The following is a 21,081-nucleotide window of genomic DNA, read 5'->3' as shown; positions in this document are numbered from 1 at the left end:
CCGCGTTCTACGTGATGCTCGGCGTCGCGACCGTCGTGTCGGCGCGGCTGTGGTCGGGGCTGCTCGACCGGATGCGCGGCGGCCAGGCGCTCGCCGTGCTCAACGCACTGCTCGGCATCGCGACGCTGATGCCGGCGATGTTCGTGCATCCGGTGGCCGCGTTTGCATCGGGTGTGCTGTTCGGCGCGACGTTCCTGTCGGCCGTTGCATCGACGACGGCCTTCGTGCGCCACAACCTGCCGCCCGACGGCTGGGCGAAAGGAATCAGCGCGTTCACGACGGTCTTTGCGTTCGGGCAGATCGCGGGGCCGGTCGCGATCGGCTGGGTGTCGGACAGCGCGGGGCTCGCACGCGGGCTCGTCTATTCGGCGCTGACGCTGTTCGCCGGTGCCGTGCTCGCAGCCGGGCAGCGCGCGCTGCGGGCCGCCGCGTAATCACGCGCTTCCCGCGCGATTCACCGCACGCACGCCGTGCGCGACACGCGATGAAACGCGCGGCTGAAGTAGATCAGGCTGTCGCCGTCGTCGCGCACGCGGATCGACGTCGCCTCGATGAACATCACCGAATGCGAGCCGACTTCCTTCATGTCGGCGATCGTGCCCTGCAGGCTCGCGAGCGCGTCGCGCAGCACGGGCACGTCCTGCTCGCCGCGATCCCACACGGGGAGTTCGAAGCGTCGCTCCATCGGCAGGTCGGTGAGGCCCGCGAAGTGCCGCGCGAGCTGCTCGTGTTCGGCCGGCAGCACGTTGATGCAGACGTGGCGGTTGCGTTCGAACGTCTCACGCATCGCGCTCGACCGGTTGAGGCACACGAGCAGCGTCGGCGGCGTGTCGGTGACGGAGCACACGGCGCTCGCGGTGATCCCGCAGCGGCCGTGCGGCCCGGCGGTGGTGATCACGTTGACGGCCGCGCCGAGGTGGGCCATCGCTTGCCGGAAGGCCTTCTGCGCGTCGGTCGGCTCGACGCGTGCCGGTCGCTGGATATCGGTCGTGGAAGACATGGGCGCTCCTGATTGGACGAAAGCGGCGATCGTGCGGCGCTGCCGGCGCCGCGCCGGATCGCCGACGATGACCCAAGCGTACGTCGCGAAAATGCCGGCGACCATTCGCACGATTGACGATGAAGATGGCGTTCTCGCCAACGCGTCTAAAGGTTCTACCTAGATGCGCGCCGCACCGCGCGAAAAAAAATGAGATTGTGTGTTCGTGCGGCCCGTGAAGGGGTGTTCAGCGGGTTTTCGGCTCGTTATGATGTGCCGCACACCCCCAGCGAACGACGCGCGCGACGAGCCGGCACCCGGCCCCGTATGCGGCGCGTGCGATACCGATACCGATATTCAGTGAGACACCCGCGATGACGTCACCCGTACCGATCGTATACATCGTCGACGACGACAACGGCATGCGGACGTCGCTCGCGTGGCTGCTCGAATCGGTCGGCATCGCGTCCGAAGGATTCGCGAACGCCACCGATTTTCTCGCGCGCTTCGACGTGAACCTGCCCGCGTGCCTGGTGCTCGACGTGCGGATGCCGGAGAAGAGCGGCTTCGACGTGCAGGCGGAACTGAACGCGCGCGGTGCGACGCTGCCGGTGATCTTCGTCAGCGGGCACGGCGATATCCCGATGTCCGTGCGCGCGCTGCAGAACGGCGCGATCGATTTCGTCGAGAAGCCGTACAACTCGCAGCAGATGCTCGAGCGCGTGCAGCGCGCGCTGCGGCTCGCGCAGCAGCGGCATGCGGTGAGCCAGCGTCACCGCGAGCTGCGGCAGCGGCTCGATGCGCTGACCGCGCGCGAGAAGGAAGTGCTGCGCGGCGTGGTGGACGGCAAGGGCAGCAAGCAGATCGCGTCGGACCTGTCGATCAGCGTGAAGACCGTCGACGTGCATCGCGCGAGCATCAAGGAGAAGCTCGGCGCGACGTCGATCGCCGCGCTCGTGCGCGACGTGATGGTGGTGTGGGGCGACGACGGCGACGCGCAGCGCTAGGGTAGGTTCCCCTGTCCGGGGAAATCCGTGCGCGGGGCCGGCGCATAGGCGGCCGTTGGCGTGAACCGGCCCCGAACGTCGCAGGAGACGCGACGAGGCCGTCGTGCTCAACGCATGTACAACCCGCCGTTGATGTCCCAGCACGCGCCGTTCGCGAAATGCGCGTCGCCCGATGCGAGCAGCACGGCGGCATCCGCCACGAAGCCGGCCGAGCCGAGCTTGCCGCCCGGCAGGCTCGCGAGCACCTGGCGCAGCTTCTCCGGTGCGACGCTTTCATACACGATCGGCAGGTCGAGCGGGCCCGGCGAAATCGCGTTGACGGTCACGCCCTGCGCGGTGAGATCGCGCGCGAACACCTTGGTCAGCGTCAGCGTGCCGCCCTTCGCGGCCGCGTAGTGCGCACCCGTCGCCGAGCCGCCGTTCTGCCCGGCGAGCGACGCGATGTTGACGATACGGCCCGCGCCGCGCGTCGCGAAGTACTGGCCGAACACCTGGCAGCCGAACAGCACGCTGCGCAGGTTCACGTCGATCACCTGGTCGAACTGCTCGGCCGTGATCTCCATCGCGGGCACGACCTTCGATGCGCCCGCGTTGTTCACGAGCACGTCGATCGTGCCCCAGCGCGCGACGAGCGCATCGCGCGCGGCTTCGAAGTCGCGTTTGGACGTGACGTCGAGCGGCAGCGCGATCGCGCGTTCGCCGCTCGGATCGAGTTCGCGTGCATGCGCCTGGATGGCGTCGGCGGCGATGTCGGCCAGCGCGACGCGGTAGCCTGCTGCATGAAAACGTTCGGCGATGACGGCGCCGAGCCCGCGCGCGGCGCCGGTGACGAGGACGACTCGGTCTGACATGGTGCGTGATTCCCTGGTTCGCGAGCGCGTGCTGGGTACAGCCGTGCCCGCATCGTGGTTCATGCGGCAAGTGCCGCTTCGAAGTGTGCCGCGATCGCGCAGACCTGCTCGTCCGCGCCCTTGCGCCCGACGATCTGCAGGCCGGCCTTCAGCGGCGAACCGGCCAGCGGCAGCGGCAGGCTGAGCGCCGGATGGCCGCTCAGGTTGAACGGGCGGATCAGCGATGACATGGCAATCACCGATACGCCGTCGCGCGCCTGCTGCAGCGTGATCGGCAGTGCGGGCAACGTGGGCAGTACGAGCACGTCCGCGTGTTCGAGCGCGGCGTCGACTTGTGCGGTGAAGCGTGCACGTACCGCTTCGGCTTCTTTCAATGCCGCAGGTGTGGTCGTTGCGGCTGCACGCAATCGCGCATCGAGATCCGCGCCAAGTTTGCCGGATTCGACGAGATGGCCGAACGCGCGCGACGTTTCCGCATTGATCACGGTGAGCCCTGCCGCGAATGACGCCGGCATTTCGTCGAGCACGACCGCGTGCGAGCGCAGGCCCGACGCGCGCACGGCCGCGTCGAGCGCGGCAGTGATTGCCGGATCGGCATCGACCGTGACGTGCGCGACCGTGCAGCCTGCGGCAGAGGCCGCGGCTTGCACACGATCGAAGCCGGGCGCGATCGCGGCCATCACCGCAACCAGCGTGCGGATATCGCGTGCGAACGGCCCGACGCAATCGAGCGTGGTTTCGGCAGGCGCGACGCCGCGCCGCGACACGCGGCCGAACGTCGGCTTCAGTCCGGCCACACCGCAGCAGGCGGCCGGCCCTCGGATCGAACCGCCCGTATCGGTGCCGAGCGCCGCATCGACCGTGCCGAGCCCGACGAGCGAAGCGGAACCGCTCGACGAGCCGCCCGGAATGCGCGTCGCGTCCTGCGGATTGGCGGGCGTGCCCGTGTAGTCGTTGATGCCGGTCATGCCGAACGCGAGCTCGTGCATGTTCGCCTTGCCGGCGATCTGCCAGCCGGCGTCGAGCAGCAGGCGGACCACGTCCGCGTGCCGAGTGGCCGGCGGTGCATCGGCGAGCGCCCGGCTCGCCGCGCGGGTCGGATAGCCTGCGATGTCGATCGTGTCCTTGATCGCGATCGTGGGGCCGGGGCCGCCGAGCGTGAAGGTGTCGATGAAGCCTGTCATGGTCGGTATCGTGGGCAAGCGTTGGAAAGCGTCAGGACCGTGGCGCGGCGGCGAGCGGCCACGGGCCGTCGAGCACGCGTTCGGTGCGGAAATGATGGATCAGCCAGGTCGAGTCGTCGCCAGCCGGCGCGAAATCGACGGTCAGCCGCGCGGCGATCAGTTCGGCCGAGCCGTCCGCGTAGCGCGACGCCTGCAGCATGATCCAGCGGCCGCGCGCGCTTGCGTTACCGGCGCCGATCTCGATCGACTCCGACGTCAGGAAATGCAGGTTCGCCGAGAAGTGCGGATCGGGCGGCAGGTAGCGGCCCAGCATCGCGACGATCGCGGCCGTGCCTTCGAGACGGCCGAACTTGTGCGCATACTGCGGGCCGATGCCTTCCCACACGGCATCGGACGTGAACAGCTCGGCAAGCGACGGGCCGTCGCCGGCATCCTCGGGCACGTCGCACAGCGCCATGTAGCGCGTGATCGTCGCGCGCACCGCGCGCTCGGCGTCGAGCGCCGCCAGGCGCTGCGCGAGCGCGTCGATCAGGCCGGGAGACAGGTCGGTCATCGCGCGCCTCACGCGGCCGGCTTCGCGGCCGGCGGCACCGTCAGCGCACGGCCGACGCGCGCTTCGATCTTGCCGTAGCGCCACAGGTTGTATTCGCCGACCGGCGTCGTGCGATACAGGTTGCACACGGCGACCGTCGTGTCGAAGTCGGCGACGTCGGCCATGATGTAGAAGGTCCACGGCGCGCCGTCGGCCTGGCCGACCACGAGGCGGTCGTCATCCATCACGCCGAGCACGCGCACGCCGGGCATCGCTTCGACGGCGGCGAGCATCGCGCCATACGCCTGCCACACTTCGCCGATCTTCTCGCGCGGCAGGTCGAAGAAGTTTTGCGACACGCCACAGCAGAACAGGACGCGCAGCGGCAGCGGATTCGAATCGGACATCTCGGGTTCTCCAGAAGAATCGGTTGAGTGCACGAGCCGGCCGGCGAAAGCGCTTCGGCATCGGCGTCATGCACGTTCGGAAAAATTGCGTCGGTCGGACGCAGGTTACAGATAGCCGGGAAACGGCGTGACGCCGGTGAACACCGCACCGGCGCCGTCGAAGTTGCCTTCGCCGAGAAACGCGTGCTGCGTGACGACCATCGCGTCGCGCAGCAGCCGCTGCAGCGGGTGCGTGCGATAGATCGCCGCCGTGCCGCCGAGGCGGTACGCACGTTCGACGACGCTCGCGCCTTCGCGTGCGATCTGCGTGGCCGCGAGCCGCAGCAGGCTGACCTGGTCGGGCGTCACCGGGTTGCCGGCGAGGATCGATTGCCACACGCCGTCGGTTGCGTCGTAGAAGAACGCGCGTGCCGAGCGCAGTTGCGCTTCGGCCTTCGCGAGTTCGATGCGGTAGTACGCACGATCGGCGAGACGCGGCGCGCCGGTCGTCGTCTGCCGGCCGCCCGACATCCGGTTCACGACGTCGAGCGCTGCGCGTGCGAGGCCGAGGTTCACGACGGCCAGCACCTGCGCCGCATACGCGACGGTCGGATAGCGGTACAGCGGCTCGTCGACGGTCGGCTCGCCGCCGCGCACGAAGGTCCATGCTTCGGGCACGAAGCGATCGTCGACGCGCAGGTCGTGGCTGCCGGTGCCCTGCATGCCGACCACGCTCCAGTTCTCGACGATCTCGACCTGATCGGCGCGGAACACGGCCGTGCGCGGCTTGTTCGGCGCGGCGTCCTGCGCGCCCGGCACGGCGATGCCGACGCCGAGCCAGTCGGCCCCCTTGCAGCCGCTCGCGAATTTCCACGTGCCGTTCACGCGCCAGCCGCCCGGCGCAGGCTGGGCCGGTTGCACCGGAAACAGGCCGCCCGCGAACACCTGGTCGGGGCCGCTCGCATACAGTTCGGCCTGGGTGTCGAGCGGCAGCGCGGCCAGATACACGTTCGCGGAGCCGAAGCTCGCGACCCACGCGGCCGAGCCGTCGGCGGTCGCGATCCGCTCGATCATGTCGAGGAACGCGGTCGGCGCGAGCGCATCGCCGCCAAAACGGCGCGGCGTGCCCGCGCGATAGATGCCGGCCTCCTTGAACAGCGCGATCACGTCGCGCGGCACGTGCGACAGGCGGTCGAATTCTTCGCGGCGCGCGGCGACGGTCTCGATCACGGCGTCGAGCGGCGACAGCCGGGCGGCCGGTTCGCTGGCCGCGTGGGGAGCACTCGGTGCGGTGTCGAGGGCGAGGGCGGCGTGGGGCATGGCTGTCTCCTGGGGGGCGAATGGGGTTCGATTGCTTGGGTCGCATGCGCATCGCATGACATTGCAATCAGTCTAGAAACGCCGAAAACGCGCAGCAATTGGTGCGTTGGGCCGTGCGACTGGTGACGTTCCGTGCTGCACTAAAGAAATCTTCAGATGCGGGCGGCGCGCGCCGGTGCTATGTTGGGTTTCCGGTCGCGCGATGCCGCGCGACCTCATCCGAAGCCGATCATGAGTTTCCCCGACGAAGACGATTTCCACCGGCTGCTCGACGCGCTGACGACCTGCGTGCTGCTGCACGACGCGCACACCAAGGCGATCGTGTGGGCGAACCGCGCCGCGTGCATCGCGCTCGGGTTTTCCGTCGAGGAGCTGCTGCCGCTGAAGGCGCCGGACATGACGCGCCCCGAACCGAAATACCAGCGCGAGATCGCCGTGAGTGCGTGGGACCGCGCGCTCGTCGACGGGCCGCAGGTGTACGAGTGGTGCTACCGGTCGCGCACGGGCGTCGACATGCTGTCCGAGGCGACCGCCACTTACGTGCCGCTGCGCGGGCGCGACGTCGTGATGGTGCAGTTCCGCGACATCAGCGCGGAAGAGGCGGTGCGCCAGCAACTGCGCCGCTATGAGGCGCGGCTGCGCGAATTCATGCAGGATCTCGACGAGGGCATTGCGGTCGTGACGCCGCACGGCGGTGTGCAGTTCATCAGCGAGTCGGGCCGCCGCGTGCTCGGGCTCGCGCCCGACGAAGCGCTCGGCGAGGTGCTCGACTACTGCTCCGAAGCCGATCGCGACCGGCTCGTCGCGCAACTGCGCGATGCGCCGTCCGCGTATCCCTCTGCGCCGCAGCGCTACCGGATCGTGCGGCGCGACGGCTCGCCGTGCTGGCTGCGCATCCTGTGCCGGCAGGTCGAGATCGAGGACGATCTCGACGGGCTGCTCGTGCAGTTCCGCGACGTGAGCGACGAAGTCGCGATCGAGGATGCGCGCCGCGCGGAAGCACGCATGCTCGAACACGCGGGCCGTTACAACGCGATGGGCGAGATGGCGAGCGTGATCGCGCACGAGCTGAGCCAGCCGCTCGCGGCCGTGCGCAATTTCATCGAAGGCGCGGTGCAGCGGCTGAACACGCGCGGCGCCATCGACGACGCGATCTGGGGGCTGCGCAGCGCGGACCGGCAGGCCGAGCATGCGGCGCTGATCATCAAGAGCGTGCGCGAGTTCATCGTGAAGCGCGAGCCGGTCGTTGCGCTCGCCGACCTGCGCGACATCCTCGCGGACGTCGCGTACTTCATCGAGCTGCGCGCGAAGGAGGCCGGCGTGACGGTCACGATCGTGCAGGCCGATGCGCCGCTGCCGATCCGCTGCGAGCGCGTACTGATCGGGCAGGTGATCCTGAATCTCGCGTTCAATGCGATCGAGGCGTTCGCCGGTTGCGAACGCGTGCCGCGCACGCTGACGCTCGGCACCGCGAACGTCGCCGGACATGCCGAGCTGCGCGCGATCGACAACGGCCCGGGTATCGCGGCCGATGCGCACGACCGGCTGTTCGACGGCTTCTCGTCGTCGAAGGCCGGCGGCAACGGAATCGGGCTGTCGCTGTGCAAGAGCATCGTCACGCGCCACGGCGGCCGGATCGCCGCAAGCCCGGCCGACGGCGGCGGGCTCGACTGCCGCGTGACGCTGCCGCTCGCTGGAACGAAGGCTCAGGCAGACGCATAGTCGCGGGCGAACGCTTGATGCCGCGGCCGCTCGGCGGCCGTTGCGCATGAGCGGGCAGGCACGCGCGCAGCGCATGATCAGCGCCCGAGCGCCCGTGCGGTTTGCCCGCCGATGCCGAAATCGGTGGTCGAGATGTCCTTGATCATCACGCGGGTGGCTTGCAGCGGCGCGTCGAGCACATTGGCGCTCGTCTCCGACAACGCAGCGATCAGCGCGCGCTTTTGTTCGTCGGTGCGGCCGGCGATCAGGATCGCGACGATCACGGGCAACGACGGCGGCGCGCCGTCCGCGGCGCTGCGGCCGCCGAGGCCGATGTGCGTCGCGGGCAATTCGGTCAGCAGCACGCGCACCGAATCGATCGGTGCGCCGATCGATTCGACGGTCGCACCGGTCAGCCGTGTGATCAGTTCGGCCTTGCGGGCGTCGTCATGGCCGGCCGGCAGGAAAACTTCGAGTGTGGGCATGGTCGTCGGGAAAGGTGAAGGTGGCCGGCTCACCGTTGCGCTGGCGACGGCGAACCGGTGGTCGCTTACAGGTGAAGGTGGCCGGCTCACCGTTGCGCTAGCGACGGCGAACCGGTGGTCGCTTACAGGTGAAGGTGGCCGGCTCACCGTTGCGGCGGCGACGGCGAACCGGTGGCCGCTTACAGGTGAAGGTGGCCAGCTCACCGTTGCGTTGGCGACGGCGAACCGGTGGTCGCTTACAGGTGAAGGTGGCCGGCTCGCCGTTGCGCTGGCGACGGTGAACCGGTGGCCGCTTACAGGTGAAGGTGGCCAGCTCACCGTTGCGTTGGCGACGGCGAACCGGCGGCCGCTTACAGCAGGAAGCCGATCGCGCTGAGCGCTTCGGTCGAATCGATCAGGCGCACGACCTTCTCGGCGATCCGCAGCTCGCCTTCGGCATCGACGTGCAGCTTGTGCGTGACATCGGCCGCGAACAGCGTCGCGACGCCGCGCTTGTATGCGACGACGACCTGCGCCGATTTCAGCTCGACGGTGTCGGCGCTGCCGCTTTCCAGCGTGAAGCGCGACACCGTGCGCACCGTGCGCGCGGCGTCGGTCGCCGACGCCGAGTAGCCGGACACCATCCGCTGCACGCGCTTCTCGCGCATGTCCTGGTCGTCGAACACGTAGTTCAGCGTGGCGGCGAAGTCGGTCGTGTCGGGGTCGATCGGCACCACGTAGTGGCCGGCCGGCTCCCACAGGTCGAGCCACGCGCGATAGTCGCGGCGGTCGAGCATCTCGGCCTCGCGCCACACGAATTCGACCGCGCGGGCGAAGGTCTGCTCGGAAAAGAGGGCGTTGCGGTCGTCCATTATTGTTGCTCCATCATCTTGCGCCATTGCTGGTAGGCCTCGCGCATGCCGGTTTCGTCGGTCGCATGCGCGGTCTTTTCGCCGTTCGCGGCGGTCGTCTCGCGGTTCAGCCCGCGATTCACGAGGATCGGCACGTCGGGGCCCGCATGCGCGCCGCGTTGTACGCGCTCCCATGCTTCCGCGTCGTCGGGGCTGCCGAAACCGAACGGGCCCTGGAAGTGCTCGTGGATGCGCAGCCGCTCGCGGTTCGCTTCGTCGGGGCCGCCGTTCATCGCGAGCGCGACGTGGCGGATCTCGGTTTCGTTCGCCGAGATCGGCCGCAGCACGCGGAAGAACGCCATCGACAGCGCGAGGTTCGGGAACAGGTTCAGGTTGAAGCCGACGCCCATCAGCGAGCGCACGATGCGGCGCACTTCCTCCGGCGAGTGGCGCTCGGCGAGCTTGGCCGCGAGCGGTGCGAAGCGCTCGGCCAGCGGCGCGCCGTCGTCCTCGTCGAGGTCGATCAGCTCGGGCATCAGCACTGCGAGGCTGTGGCCGTTGCCGAGCCCGCGGCAGAACGCGTCCTCGCTCGTCATGAAGCTCGTGATCGCGGCCGCCGTCTCGTCGTCGATCGACTTCATCCACGACTTGTGCACGACCGGGAAGTGATAGAGGTCGGTCGTGTTCTCGAGCTGGATCTTCCAGTTGCCCTTGAACTTGAACTTGTGCTCGCCGTTTGCCTTGATCGGGTAGCCGGCGCCCTGTTTCATGAACAGGTCGATCCACGGCTTCGCACCGCCGAGGAAATCCTCGAGCGATTCGATGTCGTCGTTGAAGCTCGCGAAGATCAGCCCCTGGTACACGCCGACGCGCAGCTTCACGAGCGGCAGGTCGCCTTTCTCGCACACGCCTTCGTAGCCGTCGCCGTACGGCAGCGCGCGCAGCGTGCCGTCGAGTGCGTACGACCAGCTGTGATACGGGCACGTGAAGCCCTTCGCGTTGCCCTTGTGCGATTCGCACACGGTCGCGCCGCGGTGGCGGCAGCGGTTCTGCAGCACGTTGATCTCGCCGGTCTTGTCGCGCACGACGATCACCGGCTGCCGGCCGATCGTCGTCGTGATGAAGTCGCCCGGGTTCGGCAGCTCGCTTTCGTGCGCGACCCAGATCCAGGTGCGGTAGAAGATGCGGTCGAGCTCGGCTTCGAACAGCGCGGGATCGTGATACATCGCCGGCGCGATGCGGTCGGGTTGCGCGAGACCATGCAGCGCACTGGTGTCGATCGTCTGGTAGGAAATGTCGCTCATCGTCGTGTGGGGGAAAGAGTCGCGAAATCGGGCCGCGCAGCGCGCGGTTTCGAGTACCCAGTCTCGTCTCCCACTACATATCCGTCAAATTGATCTAAAATTGGCCGGTCAATAAATGCGGCAAATGATGGAGGCAACGATGACATCGGTCGATCATCTCGATCTGAACCTGTTGCGCGTGTTCCAGGCGATCGTCGAGGAGCGCAGCCTGACGAAGGCCGGCGAGCGGCTCGCGCTGTCGCAGCCGGCCGTCAGCTATTCGCTCGGCCGGTTGCGCACGCTGTTCGACGATCCGCTGTTCGTGCGCACGCGCGCGGGCATGCAGCCGACGCCGGTCGCGCTCGAACTCGCGGGGATCGTCGGCAAGGCGCTCGACATGGTGCGCGTGGCGCTGCGCTACGCGGAGCGCTTCGATCCGGCCACCAGCACGCGCACGTTCCGGCTGTCGTTGTCGGATGCGGGCGAGATGGCGTACCTGCCGGCGATCTGCCAGGCGCTGCGCGAGCGCGCGCCGCGCGTGACGCTGAGCGTGCAGCCGCTGCCGGTGGAGGAGATCGAGGAAGCGCTGCGCGCGAGCCGGCTGGATTTCGCGATCGGCAACCTGCCGGAGCTGATGCCGCGTACGCGTCACCAGACGCTGTTCGAGGAAACCTACGTGTGCATGACGGGCCGCCGGCGCGGGGTGCCGAGCGGCGCCGCGCTGAGCCTCGACCAGTTCGTGCGCGCCGCGCACGTCAACGTGAAATCGGTCGAGCACAGCCACCACGCGCTCGACGATGCGCTGCGCGCGCAGGGCGTGGGCCGCAACATCGCGCTCGAAGTGCCGCACTTCGTCGCGCTGCCGAGCGTGCTGTCGGTCACGGATCTCTATGCGACGCTGCCGAAGCGGCTCGCGCAGATCCTGAACCGCGACAATGCGTTCCGCCTGTATGAGCTGCCCGTTACGCTGCCGCCCGCACCGGTGACGATGCACTGGCACGAGCATTTCCACGAGGACGAGGGCAATGCGTGGATGCGCAACCTGCTGGCCGAACTCGTCGAGCGGTTCGACGACGCGTGATCCATGAGGCGCGGGCAACGCGTGGGATGTGCTAGCTGGCGGTGGAGGTCATCGAGCGTTTCGAAGGCGCGCGACGTGACGAACCGGCGTCGCTCGTGCCGCGCGCGTCAGAGATCAGAGATCGAGCACGAGCACCGCCGAGCGCGCACGCGACACGCAGCAGCAGATCACCGTGTTGCTCGCGCGCTCGGCCTTGCTGAGGCAATGGTCGCGATGATCGGGCTCGCCGTCGATCACGGGCACCATGCAGGTGCCGCACACGCCTTCGCCGCATGACGTGTCGACTTCGATGCCGATGCGCGCGAGCGCGTCGACGATCGACGTGTCGGGCGTGACGCGCACCGATTGTCCGCTGCGCTGCAGGCGCACTTCGAAACCGTCGGCGGCCGGACCGGCGCCGGCATCCGTGTTGCCGGCATCGGCGGCGGCCGGTTCCGCCGCGAAGCGTTCGAGATGGATCGAATCGTCAGGCAAGCGCGTCGCGGCCGCCGCGACGACCGCATCCATGAACGGCCCCGGGCCGCACGTATAGACGTGTGCATGCGCGTCGACCGATTCGACGCAGCGGCCCAGCTCGGCCGCGAGCGCAGCGGGCTCGATGCCGTAGTGGAACGTCACGTGCGACGCGAACGGCTCGGCCGACAGTTCGGTGACGAAGGCCGCGTGCTCGCGGCTGCGCGCGAAGTAGTGCAACCGATAGCGCGCGCCGCGCCGGTGCAGCGCATACGCCATCGACAGCAGCGGCGTGATGCCGATGCCGGCCGCGATCAGCACGTGCTCGCTCGCGTCATCCGTCAGACGAAACAGGTTGCGCGGCGCGCCGATCGACAGCTCGGCGCCGACTTGCACGTCGTCGTGCAGCGAACGCGAGCCGCCGCGCGACTGCGCTTCCTTCTTCACCGCGAACAGGTAGCTGCCGCGCTCGTCGGGGTTGCCGCACAGCGAGTATTGCCGCGTGATGCCGGACGGCGCGGTCACATCGATATGGGCGCCCGGTTCGTATGCGTCGAACGGCTGGCCGTCGACGCGCGAAACCCGGAAACAGCGGATGTCCTGCGCCGCGTCGATCAGCGCGTCGATCCGGACTTGGTGGCGGTTCGCTTGCATGGGTCAATCCGTGGGGTTGGGGGAACGCGGCGCGGCAGACACCGCACCGTCATGCGATCGAGAATAGGGATGGGCATCGCATAAATCAAATCGATTAAAAAGCGATGCCTGAATCAGTGGGATGGATGATGGTCGGGCGGCCGATCGTGACCGATGGCGCCCGATGGCGCCCGGCGTGCAGCGCGCGGCGACCGCGTTGCCGGCCTCGGCCGCGTGCGGCGTGGCTGCCGACGCATGGCCGCGTTCGCGATCGAGGCTGCGGCGATAGTGTCGGCACCCGGCGGCGAGCAGCAACGCCGCGAGCGTGGCGGCCGCGACGTTGACGATCGACATCGAGTGACCGACCGCCGCCGGCGCGCCGAACACGCGATCGGTGAACAGCGCGACGATGGTCGTGCCGATCCCGAGTGCGATCAGGTTCGACACGAGCAGGAACAGCGCGGAGATCTGCGCGCGCATCTGGTTCGGCGCGAGCGTCTGCATCGCGGCGGTGGACGTCGGCATCGGGAACGACGCAAAGAACATCGCGACGACGAGCGTCGCGAGCGACGCGGGCAGCGAGTCGAGCTGCGTGAACAGCGTCGCGGGAATCACCATGCACGCGGCGCCGATCGCGCCGGCGCGCATCGGCGCATCCTCGCGGCCGCGTCGCAGCAGCCAGTCGTTGAGCCAGCCGCCGCAGAACACGCCGGCCGTGTTCGCCACCAGCAGCACGATGCCGAGCGTGTAGCCGGCTTCGACGGCCGTCATCCCGAAGTGGCGGATATAGAACGCGGGCGTCCAGCTCAGCAGGCAGTACAGCGCCATCGCGTAGAACGAGAAGCCGAGGTAGTGGCACGAGAAGGTCGCGCGATGCGTGCCGACGAAGCGCAGTGAATCGCGCATCGACACGCGCCGCACGGCGCCCGAGCGATCCTGCGCGAGCCCCTTGCGCTGCGGGTCGCGCACGGTCGCGGCGAACAGCAGCGCGACAAAGATCCCCGGCAGCCCGACGATCAGGAACGTGACCTGCCATGCATGCACCTGCCCGACCACCGGCAGCGTGAACGCGCTCGCATGCTTGAGCAGCGCGATCACGTAGCCGCCGATCAGGAACGCGACGCCGCCGCCGATGAACGAGCCGAGCGAATACACGGCGATCGCGCGTCCGAGCTTCTCCTTCGGGAAGTAGTCGGCGAGCATCGAATACGCGCCGGGCGACAGCGCGGCTTCGCCCACACCGACGCCCATCCGCGCGATGAACATCTGCACGAAATGCTGGCTGAGCCCGCACGCGGCGGTCGCGACGCTCCACAGCGCGATGCCGAGCGAGATGATCCGCGGCCGCGCGTAACGGTCGGCGAGATAGGCGACGGGCAGCCCCATCACCGCATAGAACAGCGAGAACGCGAAGCCGTTCAGCAGGCTGAACTGCGTATCGGACAGGTGCAGGTCGCGCTTGATCGGCTCGATCATCAGCACGAGGACCTGGCGGTCGACGAACGAAAAGACATACGCGAGCATGCAGATGACGACGACATACCATTCGTACGTATAGCGCTTGCCGTCGGCAGCGCGGGCCGTGGATGCGGACATGCGGATTCTCCAGGAGCGGGCGGTGGAAAAGCGCGGCAGCGGCCTTGGCGGGCCGGGCGCCGTCGCGGCGCGAAAGCGTGCGGGGGCACGTGTCGGAGACGCAGCGTAGTCGGCCAAATTCGGCCGCCATAGCCGGAGTGACAGCCGCACCACACGGGCATTTACCGACCCGGATAAAGAAAACACCAGGGTCCCGCGCGCCGGCCGCCGCGCAGCGCGCCTGTGGCGGGGCGCGCACGCATCATGTGGCGCATCTATAAGCGTTATAGAGCGCATTGCGTCGACGTCCGAAATTGTCGTTCCTAGACTCGGCCCGTTTTTGATCGGCAGCGTTGGCCCTTCGCGGCGAACGCGCTTCACACCACACGGCGCAACGCCGACCGGCGCCGAAAACTCTACGGGACGACGACGATGAACCAACCGAACGGGCGGGCCGACCGGCTTGCCGTACCGCTTGCCGCGCTGCTTGCCTGCGCGGCGCTGCCCGCATTCGCACAATCGAGCGTGACGCTCTACGGCCGCATCGACACCGCGATCGAATACGCGAACGCCGGGCCGAACCACGTGACGCGCATGGGCAGCGGCAACCTGTTCGCGTCGCAGTGGGGGCTGAAGGGCGTCGAGGATCTCGGCGGCGGCTACGCGACGATCTTCAAGCTGGAGGATGGCTTCAATGCGGGAAGCGGTGCGCTGTCGAACAGCAGCGCACTGTTCGGCCGCGAGGCGTGGGTCGGTATCACGGGGCCGTTCGGCGGCGTGCAGTTCGGCGAGCTGTACACGATCCTGCACACGACGCTCGTCACGTACAGCCTGCCGGGCCTCGGCGCGGGGCTCGCGTGGGGCAATGCAACGAACAACTTCGTCGGGCCCGCGTTCCTGCGCGTGCGCAACTCGATGCGCTACACGTCGCCGCGCTACGCGGGCTTCATGCTGCGCGCGATGGCCGCGCGCGGCACCAACGGCGCGGCCGGGCAGCCGGCGACGCTCGGCGATACCTACGGCGCGGGGCTCAACTACGTGCAAGGCGGGCTGTCGGTCGACGTCGACTACATGCAGCAGAAGTTCAGCCCGGTGGCCGCATCCGCGCTCGGCGATACCAGCCCGGCCGCGAACGGCAACTACACGCTGGGCGCGATTTCGTACGACTTCAGCGTCGTGAAGGTGGCCGCGTTGTACATGCGTCATCGCGGCGGCCCCGACGTCGCGACCGCGATCGACAGCCAGAGCGCGTATCCGCACAGCGACATCATGGAGCTGAGCGCGACGGTGCCGATCGGGCGTGCGTCGCTGTTGCTGAGCGTCGGCCACTACCGCAAGGTCGCGGACAGCGACGGCAACGCCGATTCGTACGGCATCCGCCTCGACTATCCGCTGTCGAAGCGCACGGTGCTGTACACGGGCGCCGCGATGGTGCGCAACGGCGCGCATGCGCGCTTCGTTGTCAACGGTGCGGCGGGTGGCGGCGTCGCGGTTGCCAAGCCCGGCGCGACGGCCAGTTCGATCGTCGCGGGCATTCTCACGTCGTTCTGACGGTTTCGGCCACCCCGCGCCCGTGCGCATACCCGTACCCGCTTGCGCCGCTATGCGCAGGCGGGCGGCTGCGGCGCGAGCCATGCGTCGAACGGCGCCAGCTCGCCGATGTTGAACAGCTCGAGCAGCAGCGCACGCAGCCAGCGATGGCCGGGGTCGGCGTCGAAACGCCGGTGCCAGTACGCGTTCACCGCCCATTCGCCGGCATCGGCGATCTCGTACAGCGTGCACGGCTGCCGCGCCGCGAACGTGATCGCGATCGTCTCCGGCAGGATCAGCGCGTAGTCGCCGTCCTGCAGCAGCGCGGGCACCACCATGAAATCGGGTAGCGCCGCGCGCACGCGCGGCATCAGCCCGTGCCGTTCCAGCAACTGCATCGATTGCGGATGCGACGTGACCGCGACGAAGCGCAGTGTGTCGGGCGCGTCGCCATCGAGCACGTAGTCGTCGGGCAGCGCGACACGCTGCGCGGTGCGACGCGGCATCAGCAGCACGCAGCGCTCGTGCAGCAGCGCTGCGCGCTGGAAATGGCTCGACGCATCGGCGAAATGCCCGAGCGCGAAGTCGATGCGCCCCGATTCGAGCGCGACGTTGAGCTGGCATTCGTCGACGTGCAGCGTCTCGATCACGGCGCCCGGTGCACGGCGGTCGAATGCGGCGAGCAGCGTCGGCAGGAACGCGCTCGCCGCGAAATCGCTCATGTGCAGACGGAACACGCGCTGCGTGCTGTCGGGCGTGAAGCGCGAGCCTTCGTCGAGCACGTCCTGCAGGATCGCGAGCGCCTTGTCGACCGACAGCGCGAGCCGCTGCGCGCGCGGCGTCGGCTCGACGCCGGTGCCGGTGCGCACGAACAGCGCGTCGCGGAACATCAGCCGCAGCCGGCCGAGCGCGTAGCTCACGGATGGCTGCGTGACGCCGAGCCGCAGCGCGGCCGCCGCGAAGCTGCCCGACTCCACCACGTCGACAAATTCGGCCACGCCTCTCAGCCGTTCGTCCATGCCATTTCGCTCCAATCGGGTCACAGGGTTGTGTCCGCACAGGCGACAGTCGTTGGCCGATTTCTCGCCAATGCGTCCCCGTGCGCAACACTATGATAGTCCGCTCTATCTCGAAAAGGAGTCGACATGCACGCATGGCAAGTGAAACCGGGCGACGGCGTGGCCGGGCTTCGGCGCATCGACGCGACACGCCACGCGGTCGGGCCGAACGACGTCGTCGTGAAGATCCACGCGGCCGGACTGAACTACCGCGACCTGATGTTCGCGCGCGGCGACTATCTCGGCATCGGCACGGACGCACTGATTCCGGTTGCCGACGGCGCCGGCGAAGTCATCGAGACCGGCCGCGACGTCACGCGCTTCAAGCCGGGCGATCGCGTGATCAACACGTACTTCCCGCACTGGATCGACGGGCCGCCCACGCCGCGGAAAGTCTCCGGGTCGCCCGGCGCGCAATTCGACGGCGTGCTCGCCGAACACTTCGTATCCGACGAGGCCGCGCTGGTCGCGATTCCCGCGCACCTGAACTACGACGAGGCGGCGACGCTGTCGTGCGCGGGCATCACCGCATGGAACGCACTGTTCGCCGACGGCGGCCTCGGGCCCGGCGCGACCGTCGTGCTGCTCGGCACGGGCGGCGTGTCGATCGTCGCGTTGCAGCTCGCACATGCGGCGGGGCTGCGCACGATCGTCACGTCGTCGAGCGATGCGAAGCTCGAACGCGCCCGCGCGCTCGGTGCGGACGCAACCATCAACTATCGCGCGACACCCGAATGGCAGCACGAAGTGCTGCGGCTCACCGGCGGCGCGGGGGCGGATCTGGTCGTCGAAGTCGGCGGCAAGGACACGCTGCCGCGCTCGGTCGCCGCGACGAAGATGGGCGGCATCGTGTCGGTGATCGGCGGCCTCAGCAGCTTCGCGGGACCCGAACTCGGGCTGCTGTCGCTGATCGGCGGGATCCGGCAGTTGCACGGGATCATGGTCGGCAGCCGCGCGATGCTCGACGACGTCGTGCGGCTCGTCGACGCGAAGCAGATCAGGCCGGTGGTCGATCGCGTGTTCGGCTTCGACGAAGCGCCGCAGGCGTATGCGTACCTGCAGTCGGGGCAGCACTTCGGCAAGGTCGTGATTCGCGTCGCGCAGTAAGCGCATCGAGGCGACGGGCGGTTCGGCCCGCCGCCTCTTCCGTCATCGCGCCGTCAGAACTTGTGACGGATCCCCGCGTGAACCATCAGCTGCTTCGACGTGGATGACAAGTCCGCCGCGCCGGGAATATAGGCCTGGTCGAGCGACGAGCCCGTCGCATCGCCCGCGATCCGCTGGTACGCGCCCATCAGGTACACGTCCGTGCGCTTCGACAGGTTGTAGTCGGCCATCAGCCCGAGCGAATGGATCTTCGGCTTCGCGCTGCCCGTCGTCGCGTCATAGTGCACCGTCGTGTACACGTACTGCGCACCGACGAACAATGCGGGCGTGACCTGGTATTTGCCGTTCACCTCGAAGTTCTGGTACTTGATCGACGATACCGTGCCACCCGCGAGCGGGCCGGTCACCGGTTCGATCGTTTCGTCGCCGAACAGGTAGCCGACGTTCGCGGTCGGCCGCGTGACGTTGCTGTTCGTGTACGCGAACCCGACCGTTGCAGGCCCCGCCGTGTAGTTGACGCCCGCACCGAAGATCCGCAGCCGCGCCGACGCGAAGTTCGCATCGGCGCCGACCGATCCCGAACCCGCGATCGCGCCGCCCGACGTTGCGCCCGGGTTGTCGGCATTCAGGAAGGCTGCGCCGACGAGCAACCCGCCCTGCTCGTACTGCGCGCCCACGCTCCACTGCCGGTTGTTCGCGAAGCCCGTGTCGTTGCTGAAGCTGTACGTGCCGCCGAACGAGAAGCCGGCGAAATCCGGGCTCGCGTACTTCACCGTGTTGTTCACGCGAAACGTGTTGCCGGTGTTGTCGTTGTCGAGCGGATGCGAGAACGGGTAGACGCCCCAGCTGCCGTTCGCAGTCGTGGGCGCGAGATAGTCGACCACGGCATCATATTGCCGGCCGAGCGTCAGCGTGCCGTACCGCTCGCTGCCGAGCCCGACGTAGGCCTGCCGCCCGAACATGCGGCCGCCCTGCGCGAGCGTGCCGCTGTTCACGTTGAAGCCGTTCTCGAGCTGGAACAGCGCGCTGTAGCCGCCGCCCAGATCCTCCGTGCCCTTCACGCCCCAGCGACTGCCCTGTGCGAAGCCGCTTGCCATCTGCCACGCACTGTGGCCGCCGACGTTGTTCGTGTAATCGATGCCCGCATCGACGAGACCGTAAAGCGTGACACTCCCTTGCGCGAACGCGAACGCGGGCGCTGCACACAGCGCCGGAATCGCGACGAAAGACAATCTCCAGTTCATTCGTTTTCCTTATTTATATTTTCGTGACTGCCCGTTTCCCGGCGTCGCCGCTTACTTCGCGCCGTAGATGTCGAAGTCGAAGTACTTCTTGTTGATCCGCTGGTACGTGCCGTTCGCGAGGATCGTCGCAAGTGCGTGGTTGAAGGCGTCGCGCAGGTCGTTGTCCTGCTTGCGCAGCCCGAGCCCGTCGCCCTGCCCGAAGTACTTCACGTCGTCGATCGCCGCGCCGACGAACGCGAAATCCTTGCCCTGCGGCTTCTTCAGGAAGCCGTCGCTCGCCGCGATCGATGCCTGGAACGCCGCATCGAGCCGGCCCGTCACGAGATCGGCATAGACCTGGTCCTGATTCTGGTACGACACGACCTGCACGCCGGCCGGCTGCCAGTTCGCGACTGCGTAGTCGGCCTGCGCGGAACCCTGCTCGACACCCACGCGCTTGCCCTTCAGCGCGTCGGCCGTCGGCAGCAGCGGCGAGCCCTTGCGCGCGACGAGGCGCGCCGGCGCATTCGAGATCCGGTTCGTGAAGGCGATCTGTTGCTGCCGCTTCGGCGTGATCGTCATCGACGACGCAATCACGTCGAACTTGCGCGCGAGCAGCCCCGGAATCATCCCGTCGAAACTCGACTCGACCCACACGCAGTGCGCATGCAGCTCCGCGCACAACGCGTTCGTGACGTCGATCCCGAAGCCCGTCAGCGTGCCGTCGGGCAGCTTGTATTCGAGCGGCGGGTAAGTCGGATCGACCGCGAGGCGGATCTCCTTGCCCGACCAGTCGCCCGCATGCGCCGCCCCTGCCGCCAGCGCCACCGCGAGCGCCGCCATCCGTTTCCACTGCTTCATTGCCAGTCTCCTTCCTTGTGTGAATCGTCAGTCAAAATCATGCGGGCACGTCACGCGAGGTAGCGCTCCGCCAGTGCAATCCAGTAGCTCGCGCCCGTCGCAAGGCACGCGTCGTTGAAGTCGTAGCCGGGGTGGTGCAGCCCGCATCCGGCGGCGCCGTCGCCATTGCCGATCGACAGGTAGCTGCCGGGACACGCGTTCAGCATGAACGCGAAGTCCTCGCTGGCCGCGATCGGCCGCAGATTCGGGATCAGCGCGCCATCCCCGCCCCATTCGCGGGCGACGTCGCGTGCAAACGCGGTTTGCGCCGCGTGATTGACGAGCACCGGGTATGCGTGCCGGTAGTCGATTTCGGCGGTCGCGCCGTAGCTCGCGGCCTGCCCGTGCACGATCTCGCCAATTCGGCGTTCGAGCAGCGCGCGCACGTCCGGCGACAGTGCACGCACGCTGAGCTCCAGATCCGCGTGCGGCGGGATCACGTTCGATGCGGTGCCCGCATGGATCGAGCCGGCCGTCACGATCGCCAGGTCCTGCGGGTTCACGTTGCGCGACACGACGGTCTGCAGCGCCATCACGATCGACGCGCACACGACCACCGGATCGATCGTCGTATGCGGCGCCGCGCCATGCCCGCCGCGCCCGGTCACGCGCACGCGCACCTCGTCGGCCGAGGCCATCGCCGGGCCGTCGCAGAAGCCGAGCACGCCGGCAGGCAGGCCCGGCACGTTGTGCATCGCGAACACCGCATCGCACGGAAACCGCTCGAACAGCCCGTCGTCGATCATCCGCTTTGCGCCGCCGAGCCCTTCCTCGGCCGGCTGGAAAATCAGGTTCAGCGTGCCCGTGAAGCGTTCCCGCTCGGCCAGGCAGCGCGCCGCCGCGAGCAGCATCGCCGTATGGCCGTCGTGGCCGCACGCGTGCATCACGCCGTCGAGACCGGAAGAGCGTCGGGCAGGGAACGCGTGCGCGCAAGCGTGGAGATCCCGGCGGTCACCCTCCCCA

The 21,081-nt window shown here is 68.3% G+C and carries 20 protein-coding genes and 2 pseudogenes; 7 read left to right on the top strand and 15 right to left on the bottom strand.

Annotated features, from left to right (window positions below):
• Positions 1-434, top strand: a 434-nt coding sequence (locus tag G3N93_RS14065) for a YbfB/YjiJ family MFS transporter (protein WP_206133288.1), incomplete at its 5' end; no start/stop codon positions are given.
• Between the two features lie 20 nt (positions 435-454).
• Here the strand turns inward: G3N93_RS14065 and hpaC are convergent.
• On the bottom strand, positions 455-1,000 hold the full coding sequence (gene hpaC, locus G3N93_RS14060; protein ID WP_174938382.1) for a 4-hydroxyphenylacetate 3-monooxygenase, reductase component: 546 nt from the start codon (positions 998-1,000) through the stop codon (positions 455-457).
• On the opposite strand from hpaC, the gene G3N93_RS14055 reads away from it, so the two are divergent.
• Positions 990-1,163, top strand: coding sequence for a hypothetical protein (locus G3N93_RS14055; protein ID WP_206133287.1), 174 nt, complete (start codon positions 990-992; stop codon positions 1,161-1,163). The genes hpaC and G3N93_RS14055 overlap by 11 nt on opposite strands.
• Positions 1,164-1,353: 190 nt before the next feature.
• Positions 1,354-1,986 (top strand): response regulator transcription factor, encoded by a 633-nt coding sequence (locus G3N93_RS14050; RefSeq protein WP_206133286.1) that lies wholly within the window; start codon positions 1,354-1,356, stop codon positions 1,984-1,986.
• Positions 1,987-2,093: 107 nt separating this feature from the next.
• Here G3N93_RS14050 and G3N93_RS14045 read toward each other — a convergent pair whose 3' ends face one another.
• The 5 genes from G3N93_RS14045 to G3N93_RS14025 all read right to left on the bottom strand — a co-directional run bounded on the left by G3N93_RS14045 (position 2,094) and on the right by G3N93_RS14025 (position 6,259).
• Positions 2,094-2,837 (bottom strand): SDR family NAD(P)-dependent oxidoreductase, encoded by a 744-nt coding sequence (locus tag G3N93_RS14045; RefSeq protein ID WP_206133285.1) that lies wholly within the window; start codon positions 2,835-2,837, stop codon positions 2,094-2,096.
• Between the two features lie 59 nt (positions 2,838-2,896).
• Positions 2,897-4,021: an amidase gene (locus G3N93_RS14040; protein ID WP_206133284.1), complete on the bottom strand. Its 1,125-nt coding sequence runs from the start codon at positions 4,019-4,021 to the stop codon at positions 2,897-2,899.
• 31 nt (positions 4,022-4,052) lie between these two features.
• The gene (locus tag G3N93_RS14035) at positions 4,053-4,574 is read right to left on the bottom strand and encodes a nuclear transport factor 2 family protein (protein ID WP_206133283.1); all 522 of its coding nucleotides are present in this window, start codon (positions 4,572-4,574) and stop codon (positions 4,053-4,055) included.
• A gap of 8 nt (positions 4,575-4,582) precedes the next feature.
• A complete protein-coding gene (locus tag G3N93_RS14030) occupies positions 4,583-4,960 on the bottom strand; it encodes a hypothetical protein (RefSeq protein ID WP_011356094.1) in 378 nt (125 codons plus the stop codon).
• A gap of 105 nt (positions 4,961-5,065) precedes the next feature.
• Positions 5,066-6,259: an acyl-CoA dehydrogenase family protein gene (locus tag G3N93_RS14025; RefSeq protein ID WP_174938391.1), complete on the bottom strand. Its 1,194-nt coding sequence runs from the start codon at positions 6,257-6,259 to the stop codon at positions 5,066-5,068.
• Positions 6,260-6,415: 156 nt separating this feature from the next.
• On the opposite strand from G3N93_RS14025, the gene G3N93_RS14020 reads away from it, so the two are divergent.
• Complete coding sequence (locus G3N93_RS14020) at positions 6,416-7,981, top strand: sensor histidine kinase (RefSeq protein ID WP_206133282.1); 1,566 nt, start codon at positions 6,416-6,418, stop codon at positions 7,979-7,981.
• Positions 7,982-8,058: 77 nt separating this feature from the next.
• Here the strand turns inward: G3N93_RS14020 and G3N93_RS14015 are convergent, their stop codons facing one another.
• The 3 genes from G3N93_RS14015 to G3N93_RS14005 all read right to left on the bottom strand — a co-directional run bounded on the left by G3N93_RS14015 (position 8,059) and on the right by G3N93_RS14005 (position 10,579).
• On the bottom strand, positions 8,059-8,445 hold the full coding sequence (locus G3N93_RS14015; protein WP_206133281.1) for a tautomerase family protein: 387 nt from the start codon (positions 8,443-8,445) through the stop codon (positions 8,059-8,061).
• Between the two features lie 350 nt (positions 8,446-8,795).
• A complete protein-coding gene (locus G3N93_RS14010; RefSeq protein WP_174938535.1) occupies positions 8,796-9,299 on the bottom strand; it encodes an aromatic-ring-hydroxylating dioxygenase subunit beta in 504 nt (167 codons plus the stop codon).
• Complete coding sequence (locus G3N93_RS14005; protein WP_206133280.1) at positions 9,296-10,579, bottom strand: Rieske 2Fe-2S domain-containing protein; 1,284 nt, start codon at positions 10,577-10,579, stop codon at positions 9,296-9,298. The genes G3N93_RS14010 and G3N93_RS14005 overlap by 4 nt, the downstream gene beginning before the upstream one ends.
• Before the next feature lie 139 nt (positions 10,580-10,718).
• On the opposite strand from G3N93_RS14005, the gene G3N93_RS14000 reads away from it, so the two are divergent.
• On the top strand, positions 10,719-11,639 hold the full coding sequence (locus tag G3N93_RS14000) for a LysR family transcriptional regulator (protein ID WP_206133279.1): 921 nt from the start codon (positions 10,719-10,721) through the stop codon (positions 11,637-11,639).
• A 114-nt stretch (positions 11,640-11,753) separates the two neighbouring features.
• On the opposite strand, the gene G3N93_RS13995 is transcribed toward G3N93_RS14000, so the two are convergent.
• Positions 11,754-12,746, bottom strand: a complete 993-nt coding sequence (locus G3N93_RS13995) for a PDR/VanB family oxidoreductase (protein WP_206133278.1) — start codon at positions 12,744-12,746, stop codon at positions 11,754-11,756.
• Positions 12,747-12,926: 180 nt separating this feature from the next.
• A pseudogene (locus G3N93_RS13990) lies at positions 12,927-14,321 on the bottom strand (spinster family MFS transporter); the annotation flags it as partial.
• A gap of 411 nt (positions 14,322-14,732) precedes the next feature.
• Between G3N93_RS13990 and G3N93_RS13985 the strand changes: the two are divergent.
• Positions 14,733-15,851, top strand: a complete 1,119-nt coding sequence (locus G3N93_RS13985) for a porin (RefSeq protein WP_206133277.1) — start codon at positions 14,733-14,735, stop codon at positions 15,849-15,851.
• 50 nt (positions 15,852-15,901) lie between these two features.
• On the opposite strand, the pseudogene G3N93_RS13980 reads toward G3N93_RS13985, so the two are convergent.
• Positions 15,902-16,807, bottom strand: a pseudogene (locus G3N93_RS13980) (LysR substrate-binding domain-containing protein); the annotation flags it as partial.
• Between the two features lie 168 nt (positions 16,808-16,975).
• Here G3N93_RS13980 and G3N93_RS13975 point away from each other — a divergent pair.
• Positions 16,976-17,995, top strand: a complete 1,020-nt coding sequence (locus G3N93_RS13975; RefSeq protein WP_206133276.1) for an NAD(P)-dependent alcohol dehydrogenase — start codon at positions 16,976-16,978, stop codon at positions 17,993-17,995.
• 53 nt (positions 17,996-18,048) lie between these two features.
• On the opposite strand, the gene G3N93_RS13970 is transcribed toward G3N93_RS13975, so the two are convergent.
• From G3N93_RS13970 to G3N93_RS13960, 3 genes are all read right to left on the bottom strand, one after another.
• The gene (locus tag G3N93_RS13970) at positions 18,049-19,239 is read right to left on the bottom strand and encodes a porin (protein ID WP_206133275.1); all 1,191 of its coding nucleotides are present in this window, start codon (positions 19,237-19,239) and stop codon (positions 18,049-18,051) included.
• Between the two features lie 51 nt (positions 19,240-19,290).
• The gene (locus G3N93_RS13965; protein ID WP_206133274.1) at positions 19,291-20,079 is read right to left on the bottom strand and encodes an ABC transporter substrate-binding protein; all 789 of its coding nucleotides are present in this window, start codon (positions 20,077-20,079) and stop codon (positions 19,291-19,293) included.
• 50 nt (positions 20,080-20,129) lie between these two features.
• Positions 20,130-21,081: amidohydrolase (locus tag G3N93_RS13960; protein ID WP_241026548.1), on the bottom strand; the 952-nt coding region annotated here is incomplete at its 5' end.

Origin of the sequence: Burkholderia sp. Se-20378, from assembly GCF_017104665.1 — a bacterium.
GTDB lineage: Bacteria > Pseudomonadota > Gammaproteobacteria > Burkholderiales > Burkholderiaceae > Burkholderia > Burkholderia lata.
This window is presented reverse-complemented; position numbering and strand designations above follow the sequence as displayed.

Bases quoted from the DNA above. Each gene is read 5' to 3' on its own strand.
- G3N93_RS14030 (WP_011356094.1), bottom strand. From the start codon at position 4,960: ATGTCCGATTCGAATCCGCTGCCGCTGCGCGTCCTGTTCTGCTGTGGC.
- G3N93_RS14005 (WP_206133280.1), bottom strand. From the start codon at position 10,579: ATGAGCGACATTTCCTACCAGACGATCGACACCAGTGCGCTGCATGGT.
- G3N93_RS14025 (WP_174938391.1), bottom strand. From the start codon at position 6,259: ATGCCCCACGCCGCCCTCGCCCTCGACACCGCACCGAGTGCTCCCCAC.
- G3N93_RS14050 (WP_206133286.1), top strand. From the start codon at position 1,354: ATGACGTCACCCGTACCGATCGTATACATCGTCGACGACGACAACGGC.
- G3N93_RS13965 (WP_206133274.1), bottom strand. From the start codon at position 20,079: ATGAAGCAGTGGAAACGGATGGCGGCGCTCGCGGTGGCGCTGGCGGCA.
- G3N93_RS14020 (WP_206133282.1), top strand. From the start codon at position 6,416: ATGCGGGCGGCGCGCGCCGGTGCTATGTTGGGTTTCCGGTCGCGCGAT.
- G3N93_RS13970 (WP_206133275.1), bottom strand. From the start codon at position 19,239: ATGAACTGGAGATTGTCTTTCGTCGCGATTCCGGCGCTGTGTGCAGCG.
- hpaC (WP_174938382.1), bottom strand. From the start codon at position 1,000: ATGTCTTCCACGACCGATATCCAGCGACCGGCACGCGTCGAGCCGACC.
- G3N93_RS13975 (WP_206133276.1), top strand. From the start codon at position 16,976: ATGCACGCATGGCAAGTGAAACCGGGCGACGGCGTGGCCGGGCTTCGG.
- G3N93_RS13985 (WP_206133277.1), top strand. From the start codon at position 14,733: ATGAACCAACCGAACGGGCGGGCCGACCGGCTTGCCGTACCGCTTGCC.
- G3N93_RS14040 (WP_206133284.1), bottom strand. From the start codon at position 4,021: ATGACAGGCTTCATCGACACCTTCACGCTCGGCGGCCCCGGCCCCACG.
- G3N93_RS14015 (WP_206133281.1), bottom strand. From the start codon at position 8,445: ATGCCCACACTCGAAGTTTTCCTGCCGGCCGGCCATGACGACGCCCGC.
- G3N93_RS14000 (WP_206133279.1), top strand. From the start codon at position 10,719: ATGACATCGGTCGATCATCTCGATCTGAACCTGTTGCGCGTGTTCCAG.
- G3N93_RS14035 (WP_206133283.1), bottom strand. From the start codon at position 4,574: ATGACCGACCTGTCTCCCGGCCTGATCGACGCGCTCGCGCAGCGCCTG.
- G3N93_RS14045 (WP_206133285.1), bottom strand. From the start codon at position 2,837: ATGTCAGACCGAGTCGTCCTCGTCACCGGCGCCGCGCGCGGGCTCGGC.
- G3N93_RS13995 (WP_206133278.1), bottom strand. From the start codon at position 12,746: ATGCAAGCGAACCGCCACCAAGTCCGGATCGACGCGCTGATCGACGCG.